Source organism: Pirellulales bacterium, assembly GCA_035499655.1.
Taxonomy (GTDB): domain Bacteria; phylum Planctomycetota; class Planctomycetia; order Pirellulales; family JADZDJ01; genus DATJYL01.
The window spans coordinates 1-18,077 of record DATJYL010000198.1; the positions used below are offsets into that span (position 1 = coordinate 1).

The following is an 18,077-nucleotide window of genomic DNA, read 5'->3' on the forward strand; positions in this document are numbered from 1 at the left end:
GATACATGGCCACGACGGCGTCGAATTGGCCCTCGCGGGCGCGCGCCAGAAGCGTGTCGGCCGGCCACGGTCCTTCGATGGTGAGGCCGGCCTGTTTGGCACGCTCCACTGCGGGTCGGATGATGCGAGTTTCCTCGTCGCCAAATAATCCATCTTCACCGGCATGCGGGTTCAGCGCGCAGACACCAATTCGCGGCCGCCGGCCTTCAAGCGTTGTCATGGTGCGGTCCAACAATCGGGCCTTGTCGAAAATTGCTTCCGGCGAGAGATTTTGGAACACGTCGGCCAGTGCCATGTGCAGAGTTACATGCACCACGCCCAGGCCCAACATGGATAGGGCGCTGCCATCACCTTCCCAATTTCGGGGCAAGTACAGCATCATGGCAAATTCGCGAACGCCGCATAACTCGGCCAGCAGTTCGGTATGACCGGGATAATGATGGCCGGCCCGCCACAGGGCCGCTTTGTGCAAGGGGGCGGTGACAATTCCATCGACGTGTTTGGCTAAAGCCAACATTGCGGCTCCTACAAGAGATTCATAGGCCGCTTGTCCGCCGCGTGGATCAATGGTGGCTGGCTTGGCCAGCAATGCTTCGTCGCTGCCGCAGGGCAAACAGGGAATCGATTGAGCGGACGAAACGGCGGCCGCCTCAGCCGTATTTTGAACTTGTACAACCTTCGCTTTTGCGCCCAATAAATCGACGGCCCGTTGCAGAATTCCGGGATGTCCCACCACCACGGCTTGGCACAGTTCGTGCGTGGCCGGCTGTGTCCAAGCCCCGACAATGGTTTCCGGACCGACCCCGGTTGGATCTCCCAGCGTCAGGGCAAGTAGCGGTTTGGGCATGGGAGAAGTGAATTAGAAATGAAAGAGTGAAGAGTGCGGAATGCGGAGTCCGGAATAAGGCGTTGCGGATTTATCAATCATACGGTCGAACACGTTGTCTTGAAACGCCCCCTGTAAGTTCGTGGTCCTGATGCTTATAAACAAGGCACAACGATGCATGGCGCCAACCATTACTGTATTGATTCCACATTACTCGCTGAGAATTCTGCATTCAGATGATTCGCATTTTTATCACGTTGGCTGTGTTTGCCCTGCTGATGATGGTTGTCGCGCTGTGCTTGGGCATGTATTTGGGCGACATCCACGGGCAGCACAATCCTGACACACTTCGGTGGGCCATGGTTCATCGGCTGTTGGGCATGGCGGCGGCGTTGGCCGTGGTGCTGGTGGATAGCATCGTGATTACCTACTTCATTGGGACCAGCCGGTGGTGTAAAGAGGTAGTGGAAACCTACCGGCTGGAATCGGAATTACTGCGCCGCAGCGTGTTGCTGAAGCGGCGCACATTTCCTTGGGCGCTGGCCAGCATGCTGGTGGTAATTGGCGTGAGCGCGCTGGGGGCGGCAGCCGATCCGATGTCGGGCCGAGTGGGGACGGAACAGTGGGTGGATATTCACTTGTGCGGCGCTTGGGCGGGGTTGGCGTTTATCGCTGTGGCGTTCTATTTCCAAGCGCAGAACATTGCTGCGCATCACGCGGTAATTGACGACATCGTGGCCCAGGTGAGGCGCATCCGCACCGAGCGCGGCCTGGAAGTGTGAAGGCCGCATTTTTGGAAAGCGCCCTGCCGTGGAAAATTACCCCGCGCTCTGAAAGCGCGCTATACTTGGAACAAATGGCGGAGGATGCCCACGAAGGCGAATCCCAGCACTACGGCGGCGTACAGCCAGGGTGCTTTTCCCTCATGCTCGGCTTCCGGCAACAAGTGCGCGGCGCCGATGAACAAAAACGAGCCGGCAAAAAAACTGAGCAGGACGGCAATTAAGCCCTGCGAGATGGAAATCGCCAAGGCGAGGGCACACCCAAACACTGGCGCCAGGGCATCGGCCAGGAGCCATCCCAGGCTGGCGCGCCAGCCTCCTTTGGAACCCAACACCACGCCCACGGTGGTGACTCCGTCGCCAAAATCGTGCGCCAAGACGGCAACCGCCACGAGCCAGCCGAGGGTGGCGCTGGCTTGAAACGCGCCGCCGATGGCAAAGCCATCCAAAAAACTGTGGACCGTCAATCCCAGCGCGGCAAGGGAACCGAAAGTGACATGGTGGTGGTGGTGATGGGCAGGGTGATGATGGGCGTGAAGATTGTTCGCGTGATGATCGGGGAGATTCGCATCGCCAAGGCGATGATCGGCCGCAGGAGGCTCTTCGGCGTGGCGCTCCTCGTGACCGGCGGCCCCCAGATGTACAAAAAAATCGAGGCTGTAATACAGCAGAAATCCCAGACCGCAAAACAGGAAAATTTTTTCGGTCGAAGCGGCGCCGGCCTGCCCAGCCATTTCCAATGCTTCGGGCAGCAAATCGAACAGGGCGGCGGCGATTAGAATTCCGGCGGAGAAGCCCATTACCAAATACAGTTGGCGGCGTCGACGGAGGGCAAATAAACCGCCCAGGGCCGTCGAGAAAAAGGTGAGCACCGATAGAAGCAGCGCAGTCATGAGAAGTCGCTAACGCGGAATTGAGTTTCGCAACGAAGTTGCAAGAAGACTCTACTATGACCGAACACTCGCCGCCTGACAAGACCGCGGCGAACAAGCGGCCACGCCCCGCTTTTCTCACGGCCGCGGCATCGCTAGGATCAAAGTGCGTCGCCCAATTGCTAACTCTTTCTGCATTACGATTCCCATGCGCGCCTGTGTCCAACGTGTCAGCCAAGCTCAAGTGACTGTCGCTGGCGAAGTGACCGGCCGGATTGAAAACGGCCTACTAGTGCTATTAGGCGTGGCCGTCGGCGACACCGATGACGATGCCCGACAAATGGCGCAAAAAATTGTCGAGCTGCGCATTTTTCCCGACGACGAAGGAAAAATGAACCGTTCGCTGGTCGAAGCCCGCGGGGGAATGCTGGTCGTCAGCCAATTCACGCTGCTGGGCGATTGCCGCAAGGGTCGAAGACCAAGTTTTGTGGAAGCCGCGCCGCTGGAAGAAGCCGAGCGGTTATATCAGCTTTTCGTAACCGCGGTGCAACAACAGGGCCTCCAAGTGGAAACCGGGCGATTTCGCGCGCACATGGACGTATCGCTGGTGAACGATGGCCCGGTGACGTTGCTGCTGGACAGCCGGAAAGTATTCTAGCGCTGTAATCCGTTTCGACGCGCTAGCAGAGCGAGAAGCAATTCAGCGCCGACTGTCGTCGACGGGAGCCGAACCATTGAGATTCACCATCGGCGGTTGCGTATCGTTGTAATTCAATGCCGATGGTTGCGAGCCGTTGAAATTTGACATCGGCGCTGCGGCGGCGTTGATATTTACCATCGGCGGCGGCGAACCTTGGGTGGCATTGGCCGGCGGTGCAGACGGACCTTCCAGCCCCAGCTTGTTCAACACGCGGGCGGCCAGATCGCGCTGACCGTCTGCCCACGATCCGAATTTGCTCATCCACACCGGGTCGTTGACGGCAAAAAACGTGATGCCCGCCAACAGTAAATACGTGAGGATGTTGGGCCCCATGGCCGGTCCCCAGAATTTCATGGCGGTGCCGAAACTGCTTTTCAAATGGGGCCTGCCGCCTTTGAACTCGATGCTCCAAATTTCATCCAAAATTAAATGGGACATGAAACCGACCATCGCGGCGCCGGCCACAAAGTAGCGGAGCTTTGTCTGTTCGCATCCGAAGACCAAGAAGACGGTTTCCCCGGCAATCGCGCAGGCGGGAAAGCTATGAAACATTCCCCGATGCACGGTGAAGCGCCTGAGCAGGGCCGCCAAGCCAAAGCGAATGAACAAATACATGGCCCCGCCGACGAGAATCATTGATTCCAATCCTAAGCCCATCGCTTTGAAACGTTCGACCATCGCCATGGGGACCACGGCCGCGGCAAACGCCATGCTTTCGCGGAGCGGACGGCCGGGGCCGCTGTCCAAATCAGGGAGCATGCCAGACACGCCGCACAGGCCGGCGGCCAAAATGCAGGTGGGAGCCGGCAAGTGATAAAAGGTGTAAGCCGCGGCGCCGCCGCCGATGCCCAAGATTGTGCTGGTGGTAATGTGCGTTTTGAAGCCAGCCATGGCGGAGGAAAGTGGTCAGTGGTCGGTGGTCAGTTGTCAGTGGGCGCGAACTGTAGCCGATTCGCCGCACGTTCCCAAGATCATCTCTCCCAAGATCAGGACAGATTTGCAGAAAGGCAGCTTGCGAATTCTCCTAGACGTTCTGGTTTATCACGATGAACTGCCATTCGTGTAAAATCGCTACCGTACTACAATCGCAGGGTGATCACCCTGCTGTATCTGACCACTAGCCATTGACCACCGACAACTGACGAACACCCATGGATTGGTACGATATTGCGATGCTTAGCGTGCTGGGATTGGCGACGCTCATGGGGCTTTGGAAAGGCATGGCCTGGCAGTTGGCTTCGCTTGGTTCGCTGGTGCTAAGTTATTTCCTGGCGCTGCGGTTTAGCTACCAGTTGGCGCCGGTGTTTGGCTCCAGCGCTCCGTGGAACCGGTTTGTGGCGATGTTGGTGATTTACCTGGCGACGTCGGTGGTCGTGTGGCTGCTGTTCCGCATGGTGGCCCGATTTTTGGACCGCATTAAGCTGCGTGATTTTGACCACCAGGTCGGGGCGCTATTCGGCTTTGTCAAAGGGGTGCTGCTGTGCCTGGCGATTACGTTTTTTGCCCTGGGGCTTTCGGATACCCTGCGCGACCACATTCTGGCAACCCAAAGCGGCCATTACATGGCCCTGTTTTTAAATAAAGCCGACGCCATCATGCCGCCGGAAATTCATCGAGTCTTGGATCCGTATATGGACAAGCTGCAGGAGCGGCTCGATCCGCGTGAGCCGTTCCAACCGAACAACCTACCCAGCGTCGATCAGTTGGAACAGAAAGCCGCGCAAGTGACGGGAACGGGAAGATAATCGCGGCCATCGGATGAACACAACAGCAGCGACCGGACGGAAAGGGAAAGAGACTGCGAATGTGCGGATTGCCTGAGAAAAACGGCAATCCAACCGAACATAAGAGACATTATCGGACGTTGGGGAGCGGTTGTTTTTGGGCCATTCAATAACTGCCCGGCTATTTCGCGGCGCTGGAATGTCCGTTCGATGGACCGGACGCCTGCTCGAGGAAGACGCCCATGCGTCGAAACTTTTCGTAGCGGGCCGCCAGGAGCTTGTCGGTCGGCTGTCCGACCAGTTCGCGGAGGGCGCGGAGCAAATAAATTTTCAGCCGCAGTGCCATTTGATGATGATCGCGATGGGCGCCGCCGACCGGTTCCTCGATTACGTCGTCGATCACGCCCAACTTCTGCAGATCGCGTGATGTCAGTTTTAACGCCTTTGCGGCTTCCTTCTTAAACTCGCCGCTTTTCCATAAAATGCCGGCGCATCCTTCGGGGCCGATGACCGCGTAATAGGAGTGCTCCAGGACGGCGATTTTATCGCCGACGCCGATGCCAAGAGCTCCTCCGGAGCTGCCTTCGCCGATGACCACGCAAATAATGGGCGTGGGCAATTGCGACATTAAAAACATGCTTTCGGCAATGGCCAAGGAAATGCCCCGTTCCTCAGCCCCGACGCCGGGATAAGCGCCGGGCGTATCGATCAGACAAACGACGGGGAGGCCATATTTGGCCGCCAGGCGCATTTTGGACATTGCCTTGCGATAACCTTCTGGATGCGCACAGCCGAAGTGGCAGGCGTTGCGCTCCTTCAGCGTTTTGCCTTTTTGCTGTCCGACAAACAGGACTTTATATTGCCCCAGCTTGGCGAAGCCGGTACGAATGGCCTGGTCGTCGCCGAAAGTTTTGTCCCCGTGCAATTCCACGAATTCGTCAAATACGAGCGATAAGTAATCGGTGGTCATGGGCCGATCAGGATGCCGCGCTACTTCGACGGTTTGCCACGAATCGAGGTTTGCGAAAATTTTCTTCTTCAGATCGCTGACATCGCGGCGCAAGCGGCGGAGTTCGTCCTGCTGTTGCGCAGTTTTATTGGCGGTTGCCTCCAGCTCGGCAACTTTTTCCTCCAGCTCGTAGATTGGTTTTTCAAACGCCAATCGATTTAATGCAGAAGCCATATGATGAATTCAATTCGAAGCGTGACTTTCGCTGTTCACGTGCTCTTTTCCATGACCGGCGGCGCCGGGTTCCGGTTGAAAACTTTCAGGCCCCGAAATAGTTGCGAAACATCGTGCATGGTTTGGGGACGGGCAGCCGGGTCTTTGGATAACATTTTTTTAATCAGTTCGGCAAACTCGTTGGTGACGTCGCGGCCGGCCGATTGCAGGGGCGGCGGCGGATTGCGCAAATGCTTGGTCAGCAGCTCCTGGGTGGTTTGCCCGGTGAACGGCGGCTTGCCCGCCACCAGCTCGAACAACATGCAGCCTAAGCCGTAAATATCGGAACGCTGGTCGACACCCCGGCCGCGAATTTGCTCCGGGGACATGTAGCTCCGGGTGCCCTGAATTTTCAGCCGGTTGGGAAACAATTTCCCCAACACTCCTTTGCGGCGTTCGGCCAGGGCGAAGTCGATTAATTTTACGGTTCCCTGTTTGTTCATCAAAAAATTGTCGGGCTTGACGTCGCGATGAATCCAACCTTGCGCGTGCAAGTATTCCAACGACGCGGCGGATTGCTCGGCGATGCGTGGCAGATAATAAGCGATTCCTTCGACGCCTGCCTGCAAAAAAAACTGCTTGATATTCTGGGCGGGAAACAACTCCATTACCAAAAAAACGGTGCCGCGAAAATCCTGATAATCGTAGACATGAATCACCTGCGGATGATCTAATCCACGCCCGACGGCAAACTCGCGTTTCAGCAGTCCTTTTTGTTCCCGGTTCTGGGCATACTCCCCGACCAAGATTTTAAGCGCCCGATGTTCGCCTTTGTCGTCATCGATGGAATCCCAAACCTGACAGCTCCGTCCAGTGCCGACCATCGACAGCAACCGATACCGACCCACTCGGGTGTGTGCAGTCAAATCCACAGATGTGCCGCTCAGCGCAATAGTTCAGAATGCTTCCTGACCCGAACCGTTTAGTTTAACTGAGCAAGGGCGTTCAAACAATCGCGGTGTTGGGCGGAATAAAGCCGTCGGGTGCGGCGAGATGTGTTGCGGATGCTGGTGAAAATTTCGAGAAGTCAATACAGGACGCTGATTAAAAATAATCCTTGGGGCGGCGCGGTGGGACCGGCGCGGCGTCGATCGCGCGCGGCCAGAACATCGGCGATCCAAGATTCCGCTTGCCTCCCCTGCCCGATTTCCACGAGCGTGCCCACGATGTTGCGGACCATGTTGTAGAGGAAGCCGTCGGCCTCGACTTCGACTTGCACGACTCGGTCTTCTGGGGGTTCGTGGCGACAGACGGTTAAATCGAAGACCGTTCGTTCGGTGGTTTCACGTTCGGAGCCGGCGGTTTCGAAGCTGGCAAAATCGTGGCGGCCCACCAACTGGGCCGCGGCGCGCTGCATGGCCGGCGCATCGAGCCGGTTGAACACCTGCCAGGCGTATCGCCGGCGGAACAAATCGCGCACTCGGTGGTCGCAAATGACGTAGCGATAACGCTTCCGCCTAGCATCGCGCTGGGCGTGAAAACTATCCGGCGCGTCTTCCACCGTCAGCGCCGCCATATCGTGCGGCAGCTCGGCATTGAGCGCCCGCCACAATACTTCGGCCGGCAGCGAGCTGGCTGTTTCGAAACTGACGATTTGCGCCAGCGCATGAACACCGGCGTCGGTCCGGCCGCTGGCCGTCACACGGGAGAATTGCCCGGTGACTTTGGCCACGGTTTGCTCCAGCGTATCTTGCACGGTGCGTTGGTTCAGTTGAAACTGCCAGCCGGCGAAATCGGTGCCGTCGTAGGCCAACGTGAGTTTGATCGTTCTCGACACAGCAACGTACTTCTTTGAACCGCAGAGGCACAGCGACGCAGAGAGGACAACTGGTTCAGCCTTAAAATAACCACAGATGTCTGGGGCGAAAACTGATTCACACGTTTTGCAACGATTTTGCCCGCACCAGCAATTCGGCAATTTGGACGGCGTTGGTGGCGGCGCCTTTGCGCAGGTTGTCGCTGACGCACCAGAAGGCCAAGCCGTTGGGGCTGGAAAGATCTTCCCGAATGCGGCCGATGAACACGTCGTCGCTGCCGTCGCAATCTTTAGGCATGGGATATTGCTTGCGCTGTAAATCGTCGACGACCGTGATGCCGGGAAAGGCGGAAAACAATCGCTTGGCGTCGTCGACAGTGAGCTTTTTTTCTGTCTCGACCAAAATGCTTTCGCTATGACAATTGCTGACCGGCACGCGCACACAGGTGGGGCAGACCTGGATCGAATCGTCGCCGATGATTTTGCGCGTCTCCAGCACCATTTTCATTTCTTCGGACGTGTAACCCTTGTGTTTGGGTCCGCCGATGTGCGGAATCAAGTTAAAAGCGATGTCGTGAGCGAAGGTTTCGTTTTTGTGCGACCCGCCGCTGAGCTTGGCTTTGGTGCCGTTTTCCAGATCGCGGCAACCGGCCAGGCCTGCGCCGCTGGTGGCTTGATACGTGCTGACGACGACGCGCTTCACCCGGGCCGCATCGTGCAGCGGCTTGATGGCCACGACCAATTGCGTGGTGGAACAGTTCGGGCTGGCGATAATTCCCTTGTGATTCAAAACGGCATTGGGGTTCACTTCGGGAATGACCAGGGGCACTGTGGGGTCCATCCGCCAAAAGCCGCTTTCGTCGACCACCACGCAACCGCGCTCCACGGCCCAGGGGACGAATTCTTTGGCCACTTCGTCGGGCGTGCTGCCGATGGCTAAATCGATGCCGTTGAAAGCATCGGGCTCCAGCTTTTCGACGGTATGTTCCTGACCGCGGAATTTGATTTTGCTGCCTGCGGAGCGGCCCGAGGCTAAAAATTTGAACCGCTGGGCGGGAAACTTGCGTTCTTGGAGCAGGTTCAAAATAATTCGCCCGACAGCTCCGGTAGCGCCCACAATGGCAATCGACTCAAACACAATCGGCTCCTTGTTGGGAATATGATGGTGGAGAAAAGCGCCCCCCTGCCCTGCCCCTCACGTATCCTTTCACCGCTGATCTGCTCGTCGCTCAATCATTTCAGACCATTAAGTATACGCAGCGGTTCGCGCCCCCATCAACCTCAGGATATGGCGACAGCGATCGATAAAGAGTGTGGGACAAATTGGCACGAATTCGGTACAATGCCTTGTTTCAAATCGTTAGATTGATGAGAGGCACTCGGTTCATGTCCGGCTTTCCAACGGATTCTGCGGCGGCCATTCCGGAGCGGTTCAAGGGGCTTATTTTTGATTGCGACGGAACCTTGGTCGATACCATGCCGCTGCATTTTTTGGCATGGAAAGCGGCGCTGCAAGCGGTGGGCATGACCATCACCGAGGAGCAGTTTTACGCATTTTCCGGGATGCCCACGGTTACGATTATTGAGACGCTTGCCAAACAGCAACATCTTGTCTGTGATGCCCGCGCCGCTGCTGAAGAAAAAGAGCGATTGTTTCTGCAGAATTTGGAATCGCTGGAACCGGTTCACCGCGTGATCGAAATTGTGCATCGGGAACAGGGGCGGCGAAAAATGGCGGTCGCCTCCGGCGGATGGAAAAGCGTCATCTACCAATCGTTGGCCGCCGTTGGGCTGAACGGGATGTTTGACGTGATCGTCGGCGCCGACGACGTGCAGCACGGCAAGCCGGCGCCCGATATTTTTTTGAAAGCGGCCGAACGCTTGCAATTAGTGCCGGAAGATTGCCTGGTTTATGAAGACGGCAACTTGGGAATTCAAGCGGCTGAGGCGGCTGGAATGCAAGTCATCGACGTGCGGCCTTGGTACTTGCCTCGACGATGAGCCGCCCTGAATGCCAACAGCTGGGGAACTAAGATTCGAACCGGCTCAAAATATCCCTGCTGCGCGTCGCACTTGCAGGACATTTGGGTAGCAATCTGCATCCCCGAAATGGTTTATACCAAGTCCGGGGCCGATTTTCTATTGCGGTTGTAGGGCGGTCATGGGGAGCTTGCGTGTGCCATTCTGCGTCAACTTTGCGTCAAGTGCTTCGGCACGATTTTATTGCTGACCTGCCACTGGATTCGAGTCTTCGCCGGTGATGTTGCGTTGGTGCGAACAACGCAGTGCGAATGGGTCGCAAGTCTCGCCTAGTGAACAATCGCGTTTCACTGCTTCACTTGGTGCTTCAGTCCAAAGCGATCAAGTCTCGCCAGGATCAATCTAAGTATCAATTTGTGATTTCCCACAGAATTGACGTTGGCGTTCCAGGTCGAGTCGTTCTTGTACCAATCCCGAAGGTCGCTTTTAATGCGTTCTTCGACTGCCATCGGTTGTTCGTGGCCTAAATGCAATTTGCTAATCTCTTGAATCGTTGGACCCCAGTCCACCGGATACCGACCGCCGACTTTAAAGCGGCCATGCTCGCTAATGTGTTTTCTGCCAAGCAATGCAATCTGCTGCAGTGCCCTAGCTTGCACATTCCGATCAGCCATCAATAATTCTTCCGATGTCACTCTAGTCGGAGTCGGGCGACGTTTTCTTCGCGACATTGATTTAACTCCATTGTGTCAGAATCGTGTCAATGAGTTGCCCTACGGAATGAAATCACGCGCGGACTTACGAACGATCTCAATGATTTTCAATTTCCCGTCACGACTAGTCCACGGACCGCGCCGTGATTTCCATAGGTCAGCATTGTTCCAAGAATCTGGCCAATGCGACCGAATGTTCGATGCCGCCGCTTCGCAGAAAGACGGGTTTATATTTCCGATTAAATCAGCCAGCCCAAGCGGCTCAATAAGTTCACGAACGAGCCCATCCCATAAAACTCCCCAGGGCTCGTTCATGACGAATTGTTCGATAATGGCGAGAGCTCGCTTGTGGTCTAGTGCTGTCTGGGACTTCTGGATTTCTCGCACCCCGTTATCGCGGATTACAGCCTTTGTCGCGTTTGCGATGTGCTCTAGCGACCAAATCCAAACATTCAAACGGAACTCATGTGCCCTGCGATCCACCCAATGCCGTTCAATTCTGAGCTGCCACGATGCAGTTTCACTGACCTGTTGTACAACCGATGCCACGTCACCGTCCATCGGGTTCGCGACACAATCAAAACCAATCAGACATACACAACGGCAATCGCCCGCTGGCAAGTTGGCGTTCGCTAACTTTTCAAAATCGTGCCGGAGTGAGTGCGTGCGGTCGCGGCCGTTTAGGTACGTCAAATATGCTCTGTTGGCGTAAGTCGGTGGTCCAACGCAGTTGAACCAAGACTTCCAAGCTAATTTGATTTCGAGCCATAACCGGTGGGAGTCGCTCAAGTGCATGACGATATCGCACTTTTTATTGGTCGGCGTTCCCGGATAGCGAATCTCAGATGGCTCGACGTTTCGATTTAAAGCGCGAAGCTTTTTTCTCAGGAGCCATGCGATCAATAGTTCTTCGGTGAGGTACTTGCCTGTCTCATTAAACGCCTGGTCTTGAAATTCCAGTTTTACATTTACAAGGCCATGCTCTGTTCCATTTCGAAGCGAAGAACATTCTGCATCGATTTTCATGATACAGTTGGCCACTTCCTCGAATAATTTATCTATTTCCGTAGCGCACATGCTTGGCTATTTGATTGGCTCAATACGTTTTTGACTAATCTCACACCGAATGAACATTCGCCGTTGGTTTTGTATTTTCTATTTGCTCCGCAGGTGTGCTGTGCGTTTTGGAGGCGGATCAAATTGTCCTTTAAAATCGGGCCAAGTATCAAGCCGTCCGTACTCCATGTTGCCGGCTTCGATTTGTTGCTCCGCGGTCTCAAGTGACACAATACGGTTCTGCATTGCTTGAATTCGTTTGCTTTTCAATGCGCGGGTTTTCAGGATTTTCCGAAATTCTCGTATGTCGTCATCATACCTGACAATTACAGCGCAAAGTCGCGCACCCAGCCCAATCGGGAATTCGAGTCCGGCATTTTCGATTGTGTCAGCATCATGAACGGGAAACCGCCACTCACGCTCCCAGGTAAAATCGATGGGCGGATTATCGTCGTTTGGCCATGCCGGTAAATATCTGGCCCAGAGATACTGAAGATGTGATGGAATTCCGTTGATGTAAATCTCTCGGTCTTTCCGGTATTCTCTATGTCCAGCCGGGGCGAGCGACCCAAGGATGTTCTCGTCGCCATAAATAACAGGTCTTGCGCCATGACAATGGAGATAGGGCTTGTAGTAGGCGAGGCCATAGCCGGAGTAACGCTTATTCCACAGCCGCAGTTGCTCCATTTTCACGAGAGCCCATATAGGCTGATCAGTCAGACAAACTGCAGGCCGTGGGCCTTTAATTGTTGGTCGTGTCTTGCCAGCACTAAATCGGTTGGCCAATGGGGCGAATGAAGGTCGAATAAATCCCTGTCGAAGGATTTTCTTTAACCTGTCTTTCGCATCTAGATATGGTTCACCGCCGTCGCGCGTTAGATGTATCAAAAAATCTGTCAGGTCCATCCGTTCATGTCGAATAAGTTGCCAAGGTTTCATATTTTGCAAATTCGAATCGTATATCAGGGAGTTGATGATTTCGAAGGAGCAATGCGAAGTTTGTCCACGTCGATTACGCTTGTATCTTGGCTCTTTATGGTAAGCGTAGAGCTGCTTTTATTCGGTTCAGCAATTTTGGCGATCATTGCGAGAATCAGCAGACCGGCAAATAAAAATGGCATCGATATTTGAGTGATAAGATGTGGATGCCAAAGATCAGCTTTTGGCTTTTTGTCAAGTTTGTCTGTATCTGTTTCACCGTACCGAATCCACTCGTCTTTCCGAAGTCCCTTTGGACGATTCTCATCGACCAGCTTTTCCATAGCCGATTCCCAATAGTAAGTGGTTCGACTGTCGATTTCGTCATATTCACGCTGTAATCTTGTCCACCGGGCAGCGGACCAAGCGATCAATAAACTTGCGGCGCCAATGGGCCACGGCGCCCATAGCGGGATCGTCAAATCGGAGTTAACTATGAAACCTGCGGCAACTCCAAATGCGGCGCAGATCGTAACGACCATCTTCCAGCCGTATGAGTACCGCTTCTCGAAGCGATTACGAGCTAGTCTGTAGAGTTCGAGGTATATCTCCGCCTTTTTGTCGTCTGTCACGTTGTTCTGCTCCACTTCTATGCGAAAAGTATTTCTCCAATCGAACCGCCGCTCGCAGCCATGACCATTAATGCAGTGCTGTCCGGGTAATCGTCTCGTCCACCCGGTTCGTCAGGATAATGCACGCTCAAACATTCTCCGTCTCCCTTGTACTCGTGGACCAATTTCACCGCCTGTTCCTCGAAAGCCGGCGCCAACGGATGATTTGTCGTATAGTTGGATCACCTGGCTCACGGAATAATGCCTGCTCCCATTTCGTGTACACTTCATGCTTGAACTGCAGCGTGAACTTCGCGAGGCTTTCGCAACCCACGGGCAGTGCAGAATGCTGCTGCAGTAACTCCATCGGGAAACCAAGACCCGTTGAGTCGCCACGGACGCCGACGATTCGGCTGAAATAGTCGAACGATTCTTCGACGCCGTTTGGATTCTTGCGGGTTCGCGGACGTTTTAGGTCAGCGAGAAGGAGCTCGATCTGCTCCTCGTAGCGGGTTTTGGACTAGGCAAACCGGTCGAGAAAATCGTTTTGGTTGTTGCCAATCTTTGCGATCGTTTGGTCACTGACCCTGCCCCAGTCCAGACCCAAAAAGAGCTGATCGAACGCCACGATTATATCCCCTCCTCGGGCGGTCGATAAGAGCCTCTCCCGTGCGATGAAGTTGCGCTCCTTCGACTGTGTCCCCCAGATATTAATTCCGCCTGATTTCCGGGTTCAATTCTGGACTAAGACGGCGCATCGGGCCACAAAAGACGCCGACCGAGGACTTGTCGGCGTTTGCTGATGCAACTTAGTCTGCGATTCCTTCCTTGGCGAACCACTGGCTGAGGGCCAAGTCGACGATTTCCTGGGCACTATCCGGCCAGCGGCGATTTAGTTTTTGCTCCAAGCAAACACGCTTTAGGGTATTTGCGGTTTCTGGCCGAATGCGCGTGGTGAGCGGGACGAGAATCTGATCGATATACGGAGTTTCGGAAAGAAAAGTTGTTGAGGTCGGCTGAGTTGTGCCGCCGCGCCGCAACATGGCCAGCGAATCCAACAAAACGGTGTTGCCCACCAGGTCGAGAATTGCGTCGATTTTTTTCGCCTCGGGAATGTGCTTCGACAGATCGGGCCGCTCGATTTCGCAGCGCTCGGCTCCCAACTTTTCCAACTGGGTGAATCGTTCCGGATTGCGAGTCGTGGCGATCACTCGCAGTCCAGCGTTGACCGCCATTTTCAGCGCCGCCTGACCGAATGATGAAGTAGCGCCACGAATGACAAGCAGTTGGCCACGTTGAATTTCCAGATTTCGGTACAGGCAAGTCCAGGCGGTCGCATACGTTTCTGGAATCGCGGCCAACTCCGCCCAAGGCAAATCAGCGTCGATCAGCGCGATGTTTGAAACAGGGGCCCGAGTATATTCAGCGTAGCTGCCATTAATCGTGCGGCCCAATCCGCCCATCAGTGCAGCCACTTTGGCACCGACCGGAAACTCGCCGCCAGGGCACGATTTGATGATGCCGACGCACTCAATGCCGCTCACGTCGGCAATCTCGGCCCACTCTCCCTTGCGCATGTGCAGTTCCGCATGGTTCAGACCGAACGCCTTAACTTCGATCACCGCGTGCCCTGCTTTCGGTTCCGGCTCGGGCATTTCGCGAATTTCCAGCACTTCCGGGCCGCCAAAATGTCTTCTGAGTATCGCTCGCATGGGAAATCTCCGGACGATAAATTCACGGCTTGGATACGGTCGGGCTGGTTAGTTCTACACCAGGCTGTATTAGCTGAGGCATGTTTTCCCGGCATCAAGAATAAATTTCACGACTGCATCCGAGGCCGTCAGAATTGGCGTATGGTCCACCGGCAGAGACAATATAGTTGCGTTCATCCGCTCGGCCATAAAACGTTGAGTTTTCGGATTGATCATGCGATCTTCCTCGGCAATCAAAAACCAAGTCGGTCGTGCTTTCCAAAGTGGTTTTGGCGCAGGTTCTTGGATGCACATTACCGAAATGGGCCGCTGCGTCGCTCTACAAAGAGCAAGTTGTTCCTTGGTCGCGTTCTGCGCGAAAGCGTTGGAAAATCCATCGTCAGGCATCCAAATCAGGCCATCGTCATCCGGAACCAGTTTTGGTGCTAGAGCGTGCGGCGGTTCCTTGTAAAAGATCTGCGCGACGGTCTCTCCTTCCGCGGGAGCCAGCGCCGCGACATAGACAAGTCCTTTTACCCGTTCATCGTCAACCGCTGCAATGACGGCCCCTGCATAGGCATGACCTGCCAGAAGCACTGGTCCGTTAATTCTCTTCAACACCCGCCGCAACGCGGCTGCGTCGTCACTCAAGGAAGTGAGTGGAATCGGCGCTGCCACAACGTTCAGCCCTGCGCTCTCCAGGGGCAAAGTTATGCGGTTCCAACTCGAACCGTCCGCCCATGCTCCGTGGACGACCACTACCGAGGCGTTTCTTTGCAACGACATGATTGATCTCCGTTGATGTGAATCAGTTCCGTCCTGAAAGGTCGGCTGACTCTCATGCAAAAAACCTTTTGATAAGTTCGGCAATGAGCTCACAATGGTCTTCCAAGGCGAAATGTCCGGTCTCAAATAAATGAAGCTCCGCCTGCGGCAAGTCTCGTAAATATGCCTTCGCTCCCGCGACCGGAAAGAACACGTCATTGGTTCCCCAAGTAATCAACATGCGTGGTTGGTGCTTCTTGAAGTAGGCATGCCACTCGCCATAGTGCCCCAAATTCGTTTGATAGTTGTGCAACAAGTTGACCTGAATAGCATCGTTGCCGGGCCTGTTCAAAAACATCTGATCGAAGTAATAGGCGTCAGGGCTAATTTTCGATTCGTCCTTAACGCCGTTCACGTACTGAAACTTCGTCGTCTCCAGCGTCAACAACTCACGGACAGATTTCTCTGTTTCAGCGTTGCGGTTTTTCCACAACGGCTTGATCGCGTCGAAGCCCGGGCCAATCCCTTCCGCATATGCATTGCCGTTTTGTACGATGATTCCCGAGATGGCCTCAGGATGTTTCGAGGCAATGCGATACCCAATGGGCGCGCCGTAATCTTGCACATAGATACTGAATTTCTTCAGGCCGAGGTTTTTCAGCAGCAATTCTTCCACATGGGCCGCCAAATTATCAAAGGTGTATTCGAAGTCTTTTACCGATGGCATGTCGCTGTAACCAAACCCAACATAATCAGGGGCAATCACACGAAATTTTTTCGACAGCATCGGGATGAGATCCCGGTACATGTGCGAGGAACTAGGAAACCCGTGGAGCAGCACGATGGTCGCCGCGTCTTGTGGACCGGCCTCGCGGTAGAAGTGCTTTTGACCCCGAACGGTTGTCGTCTTGTACGTTGTCATAGCTAAATCTCCTGCATGTGCTTTACGCTTGTTGTGGATACTGCAACGGATACTCGCACTCTTATTATCAGAAGGTCAATGGTCTCGGATGCTGTACGAATGGCCTCAAAACCAAAGTTTGCTTACGTGCCTTGCATAACAGGCGCTAGCAATGTGCGTAGCGCCTGACGCGCCCGGTGTAATCTCACTTTAACGAGGCTGGCGGACGCGTCGAGCATCTTCGCCGTGGTTTCCGTGTCGAACTGCTCGATGTCGCGAAGGACAAGCACTTCGCGGTAAGCTTCCGGTAATCGATCGATGCAAGTGCGGACGTGCAGCCGTAGTTCCTCGGCCGCTAGCGCATCGAGCGGAGATTTCCGAAAGGTATGAATCGAGTCGCGATAATGGCCCATTTCATCGAATTGCGGTAGCAAACACTCGATTGCGACAGTGGGTTGGCGTTGCATCGTGCGCCGTCGCATCAGGCATGCATTGATGAGAATGCGATGTAACCACGTCGCAAGGAGAGAATCGCCTTTGAAGGTTTTCATGGCTTTAAATGCTGATATGAATGCATCCTGCACCGCATCGGCGGCATCTTGCTCGTCTTGAAAGAACCGTCGAGCTGTTGCCAACATTCGACCACCGTTTCCGCGGACAAGCTCTTCAAACGCAGCAGAATCGTTTGCTTGCAGTCGGCGCAGCAAAGCCAACTCGTCGACGGATGTCGCGGCTGAGTCCGTTGTTTGACTGCGCAATGAGTGAGCATCAACCGATCGCATTACACGTTCTCCGTTGCTAAAACGGCGGATACGAACGGCGAGCATTCCGTAAGCTCAAAGCCATCGCGGAGAAGTGTTTTCAGCAATTTCGCCCCGCTAAGGTCGATATAGGAAACATCTTTCAGATCGAGCCGAGGTCGATTCGCTTGCTCAAGAAGTCCGGCACAAACTAATCGGACTTCTTCCGTCCAAGGGGCCTGCCAACTTCCATCAAGTTTAAGAATGGCGCCGCTGGAATCGTGGATTGTGGTAATGCGGAGCATAAGCACGCTTGGTTACTTGGGCTTCATGTCTGGACTCGTGTAAGCGAAGGATGTGCCGCGCTGGCACTCGCAAAGAAATCATCACGCAACGTGCTAAGCCGAAATGGATTGCGTCATGACAAAAAATCAGCGGCCCGACAATCGGCCCGAGATCCACGACGCGAGGCCACGATATTTCGTGGCGACTACGAAAGGTCGTGGTTAGCGCGTGACTCCCAGCTTCTTCATGCGGCTGCGAAGTGTGTTGGGATGCAAACCCAAAACTTTGGCCGCGCCTCGTTCTCCCTCAATCACGCCGTCGGCCTGCTTGAGGACCGCCTGAATGTGTTCGCGCTCCACTTGCTGCAGTGTCGGCGATGCAGATTGCGCCTCATCCGCCGGTTGCAGCGCAAGCAATTGTGGTTCAATTTCCAGCGTGGTCGAATTGGCCAGAATGACCGCGCGTTCAAGGAGGTTTTCAAGCTCACGAACATTGCCGGGCCAGGGATACGCCATCAAGCGTTCCATTGCCATCT

At 54.7% G+C, this 18,077-nt stretch carries 21 protein-coding genes; 4 read left to right on the forward strand and 17 right to left on the reverse strand.

The genetic code is table 11. From position 1 onward, the window contains the following. On the reverse strand, window positions 1-847 hold an 847-nt coding region (locus VMJ32_14720), incomplete at its 3' end, for a 4-hydroxythreonine-4-phosphate dehydrogenase PdxA (GenBank protein ID HTQ40276.1). Between the two features lie 215 nt (window positions 848-1,062). Between VMJ32_14720 and VMJ32_14725 the strand changes: the two genes are divergently transcribed. After that, window positions 1,063-1,608: a hypothetical protein gene (locus VMJ32_14725; GenBank protein ID HTQ40277.1), complete on the forward strand. Its 546-nt coding sequence runs from the start codon at window positions 1,063-1,065 to the stop codon at window positions 1,606-1,608. Window positions 1,609-1,667: 59 nt separating this feature from the next. On the opposite strand, the gene VMJ32_14730 is transcribed toward VMJ32_14725, so the two are convergent. Continuing rightward, entirely contained in the window at window positions 1,668-2,501 is an 834-nt protein-coding gene (locus VMJ32_14730) for a ZIP family metal transporter (protein ID HTQ40278.1), read from the reverse strand. A gap of 187 nt (window positions 2,502-2,688) precedes the next feature. Between VMJ32_14730 and dtd the strand changes: the two genes are divergently transcribed. Beyond that, window positions 2,689-3,138: a D-aminoacyl-tRNA deacylase gene (gene dtd / locus VMJ32_14735; GenBank protein ID HTQ40279.1), complete on the forward strand. Its 450-nt coding sequence runs from the start codon at window positions 2,689-2,691 to the stop codon at window positions 3,136-3,138. A 42-nt stretch (window positions 3,139-3,180) separates the two neighbouring features. Here the strand turns inward: dtd and VMJ32_14740 are convergent, their stop codons facing one another. Next, entirely contained in the window at window positions 3,181-4,071 is an 891-nt protein-coding gene (locus VMJ32_14740; GenBank protein ID HTQ40280.1) for a metal-dependent hydrolase, read from the reverse strand. A gap of 260 nt (window positions 4,072-4,331) precedes the next feature. Here VMJ32_14740 and VMJ32_14745 point away from each other — a divergent pair, with 260 nt between their 5' ends. Then, on the forward strand, window positions 4,332-4,925 hold the full coding sequence (locus tag VMJ32_14745; GenBank protein ID HTQ40281.1) for a CvpA family protein: 594 nt from the start codon (window positions 4,332-4,334) through the stop codon (window positions 4,923-4,925). A 160-nt stretch (window positions 4,926-5,085) separates the two neighbouring features. On the opposite strand, the gene VMJ32_14750 is transcribed toward VMJ32_14745, so the two are convergent. The 4 genes from VMJ32_14750 to VMJ32_14765 all read right to left on the reverse strand — a co-directional run bounded on the left by VMJ32_14750 (window position 5,086) and on the right by VMJ32_14765 (window position 9,020). Continuing rightward, the gene (locus VMJ32_14750) at window positions 5,086-6,087 is read right to left on the reverse strand and encodes an acetyl-CoA carboxylase carboxyltransferase subunit alpha (GenBank protein ID HTQ40282.1); all 1,002 of its coding nucleotides are present in this window, start codon (window positions 6,085-6,087) and stop codon (window positions 5,086-5,088) included. A 35-nt stretch (window positions 6,088-6,122) separates the two neighbouring features. Next, a complete protein-coding gene (locus tag VMJ32_14755) occupies window positions 6,123-6,998 on the reverse strand; it encodes a serine/threonine-protein kinase (GenBank protein ID HTQ40283.1) in 876 nt (291 codons plus the stop codon). Between the two features lie 155 nt (window positions 6,999-7,153). Continuing rightward, complete coding sequence (truA, locus tag VMJ32_14760) at window positions 7,154-7,903, reverse strand: tRNA pseudouridine(38-40) synthase TruA (GenBank protein ID HTQ40284.1); 750 nt, start codon at window positions 7,901-7,903, stop codon at window positions 7,154-7,156. A 97-nt stretch (window positions 7,904-8,000) separates the two neighbouring features. After that, complete coding sequence (locus VMJ32_14765) at window positions 8,001-9,020, reverse strand: aspartate-semialdehyde dehydrogenase (protein HTQ40285.1); 1,020 nt, start codon at window positions 9,018-9,020, stop codon at window positions 8,001-8,003. 248 nt (window positions 9,021-9,268) lie between these two features. Here VMJ32_14765 and VMJ32_14770 point away from each other — a divergent pair, with 248 nt between their 5' ends. Next, window positions 9,269-9,883 (forward strand): HAD family phosphatase, encoded by a 615-nt coding sequence (locus VMJ32_14770; protein ID HTQ40286.1) that lies wholly within the window; start codon window positions 9,269-9,271, stop codon window positions 9,881-9,883. 326 nt (window positions 9,884-10,209) lie between these two features. Here the strand turns inward: VMJ32_14770 and VMJ32_14775 are convergent, their stop codons facing one another. From VMJ32_14775 to VMJ32_14820, 10 genes are all read right to left on the reverse strand, one after another. After that, the gene (locus VMJ32_14775) at window positions 10,210-10,593 is read right to left on the reverse strand and encodes a hypothetical protein (GenBank protein ID HTQ40287.1); all 384 of its coding nucleotides are present in this window, start codon (window positions 10,591-10,593) and stop codon (window positions 10,210-10,212) included. 42 nt (window positions 10,594-10,635) lie between these two features. Continuing rightward, complete coding sequence (locus tag VMJ32_14780) at window positions 10,636-11,601, reverse strand: hypothetical protein (GenBank protein ID HTQ40288.1); 966 nt, start codon at window positions 11,599-11,601, stop codon at window positions 10,636-10,638. Window positions 11,602-11,730: 129 nt separating this feature from the next. Beyond that, the gene (locus tag VMJ32_14785; protein ID HTQ40289.1) at window positions 11,731-12,570 is read right to left on the reverse strand and encodes a hypothetical protein; all 840 of its coding nucleotides are present in this window, start codon (window positions 12,568-12,570) and stop codon (window positions 11,731-11,733) included. 23 nt (window positions 12,571-12,593) lie between these two features. After that, the gene (locus VMJ32_14790; GenBank protein ID HTQ40290.1) at window positions 12,594-13,181 is read right to left on the reverse strand and encodes a hypothetical protein; all 588 of its coding nucleotides are present in this window, start codon (window positions 13,179-13,181) and stop codon (window positions 12,594-12,596) included. A gap of 788 nt (window positions 13,182-13,969) precedes the next feature. Next, window positions 13,970-14,872, reverse strand: a complete 903-nt coding sequence (locus tag VMJ32_14795; GenBank protein HTQ40291.1) for a zinc-binding dehydrogenase — start codon at window positions 14,870-14,872, stop codon at window positions 13,970-13,972. 69 nt (window positions 14,873-14,941) lie between these two features. Continuing rightward, window positions 14,942-15,637, reverse strand: coding sequence for an alpha/beta hydrolase (locus tag VMJ32_14800; GenBank protein ID HTQ40292.1), 696 nt, complete (start codon window positions 15,635-15,637; stop codon window positions 14,942-14,944). Between the two features lie 52 nt (window positions 15,638-15,689). Further along, window positions 15,690-16,538 carry an alpha/beta fold hydrolase gene (locus VMJ32_14805; protein ID HTQ40293.1) on the reverse strand — a complete coding sequence of 283 codons (849 nt, stop codon included), beginning with the start codon at window positions 16,536-16,538 and terminating at the stop codon, window positions 15,690-15,692. 122 nt (window positions 16,539-16,660) lie between these two features. Then, complete coding sequence (locus VMJ32_14810; GenBank protein HTQ40294.1) at window positions 16,661-17,299, reverse strand: sigma-70 family RNA polymerase sigma factor; 639 nt, start codon at window positions 17,297-17,299, stop codon at window positions 16,661-16,663. Continuing rightward, on the reverse strand, window positions 17,299-17,562 hold the full coding sequence (locus tag VMJ32_14815) for a hypothetical protein (GenBank protein ID HTQ40295.1): 264 nt from the start codon (window positions 17,560-17,562) through the stop codon (window positions 17,299-17,301). The genes VMJ32_14810 and VMJ32_14815 overlap by 1 nt, the downstream gene beginning before the upstream one ends. A 201-nt stretch (window positions 17,563-17,763) precedes the next feature. After that, a partial coding sequence (locus VMJ32_14820; GenBank protein ID HTQ40296.1) for a helix-turn-helix domain-containing protein occupies window positions 17,764-18,077 on the reverse strand: 314 nt, incomplete at its 5' end.

Coding starts and splice junctions, on each gene's coding strand:
- VMJ32_14725 (HTQ40277.1), top strand. CDS start 1,063: ATGATTCGCATTTTTATCACGTTGGCTGTGTTTGCCCTGCTGATGATG.
- VMJ32_14730 (HTQ40278.1), bottom strand. CDS start 2,501: ATGACTGCGCTGCTTCTATCGGTGCTCACCTTTTTCTCGACGGCCCTG.
- dtd (HTQ40279.1), top strand. CDS start 2,689: ATGCGCGCCTGTGTCCAACGTGTCAGCCAAGCTCAAGTGACTGTCGCT.
- VMJ32_14740 (HTQ40280.1), bottom strand. CDS start 4,071: ATGGCTGGCTTCAAAACGCACATTACCACCAGCACAATCTTGGGCATC.
- VMJ32_14745 (HTQ40281.1), top strand. CDS start 4,332: ATGGATTGGTACGATATTGCGATGCTTAGCGTGCTGGGATTGGCGACG.
- VMJ32_14750 (HTQ40282.1), bottom strand. CDS start 6,087: ATGGCTTCTGCATTAAATCGATTGGCGTTTGAAAAACCAATCTACGAG.
- VMJ32_14770 (HTQ40286.1), top strand. CDS start 9,269: ATGTCCGGCTTTCCAACGGATTCTGCGGCGGCCATTCCGGAGCGGTTC.
- VMJ32_14775 (HTQ40287.1), bottom strand. CDS start 10,593: ATGTCGCGAAGAAAACGTCGCCCGACTCCGACTAGAGTGACATCGGAA.
- VMJ32_14780 (HTQ40288.1), bottom strand. CDS start 11,601: ATGAAAATCGATGCAGAATGTTCTTCGCTTCGAAATGGAACAGAGCAT.
- VMJ32_14785 (HTQ40289.1), bottom strand. CDS start 12,570: ATGAAACCTTGGCAACTTATTCGACATGAACGGATGGACCTGACAGAT.
- VMJ32_14795 (HTQ40291.1), bottom strand. CDS start 14,872: ATGCGAGCGATACTCAGAAGACATTTTGGCGGCCCGGAAGTGCTGGAA.
- VMJ32_14800 (HTQ40292.1), bottom strand. CDS start 15,637: ATGTCGTTGCAAAGAAACGCCTCGGTAGTGGTCGTCCACGGAGCATGG.
- VMJ32_14805 (HTQ40293.1), bottom strand. CDS start 16,538: ATGACAACGTACAAGACGACAACCGTTCGGGGTCAAAAGCACTTCTAC.
- VMJ32_14810 (HTQ40294.1), bottom strand. CDS start 17,299: ATGCGATCGGTTGATGCTCACTCATTGCGCAGTCAAACAACGGACTCA.
- VMJ32_14815 (HTQ40295.1), bottom strand. CDS start 17,562: ATGCTCCGCATTACCACAATCCACGATTCCAGCGGCGCCATTCTTAAA.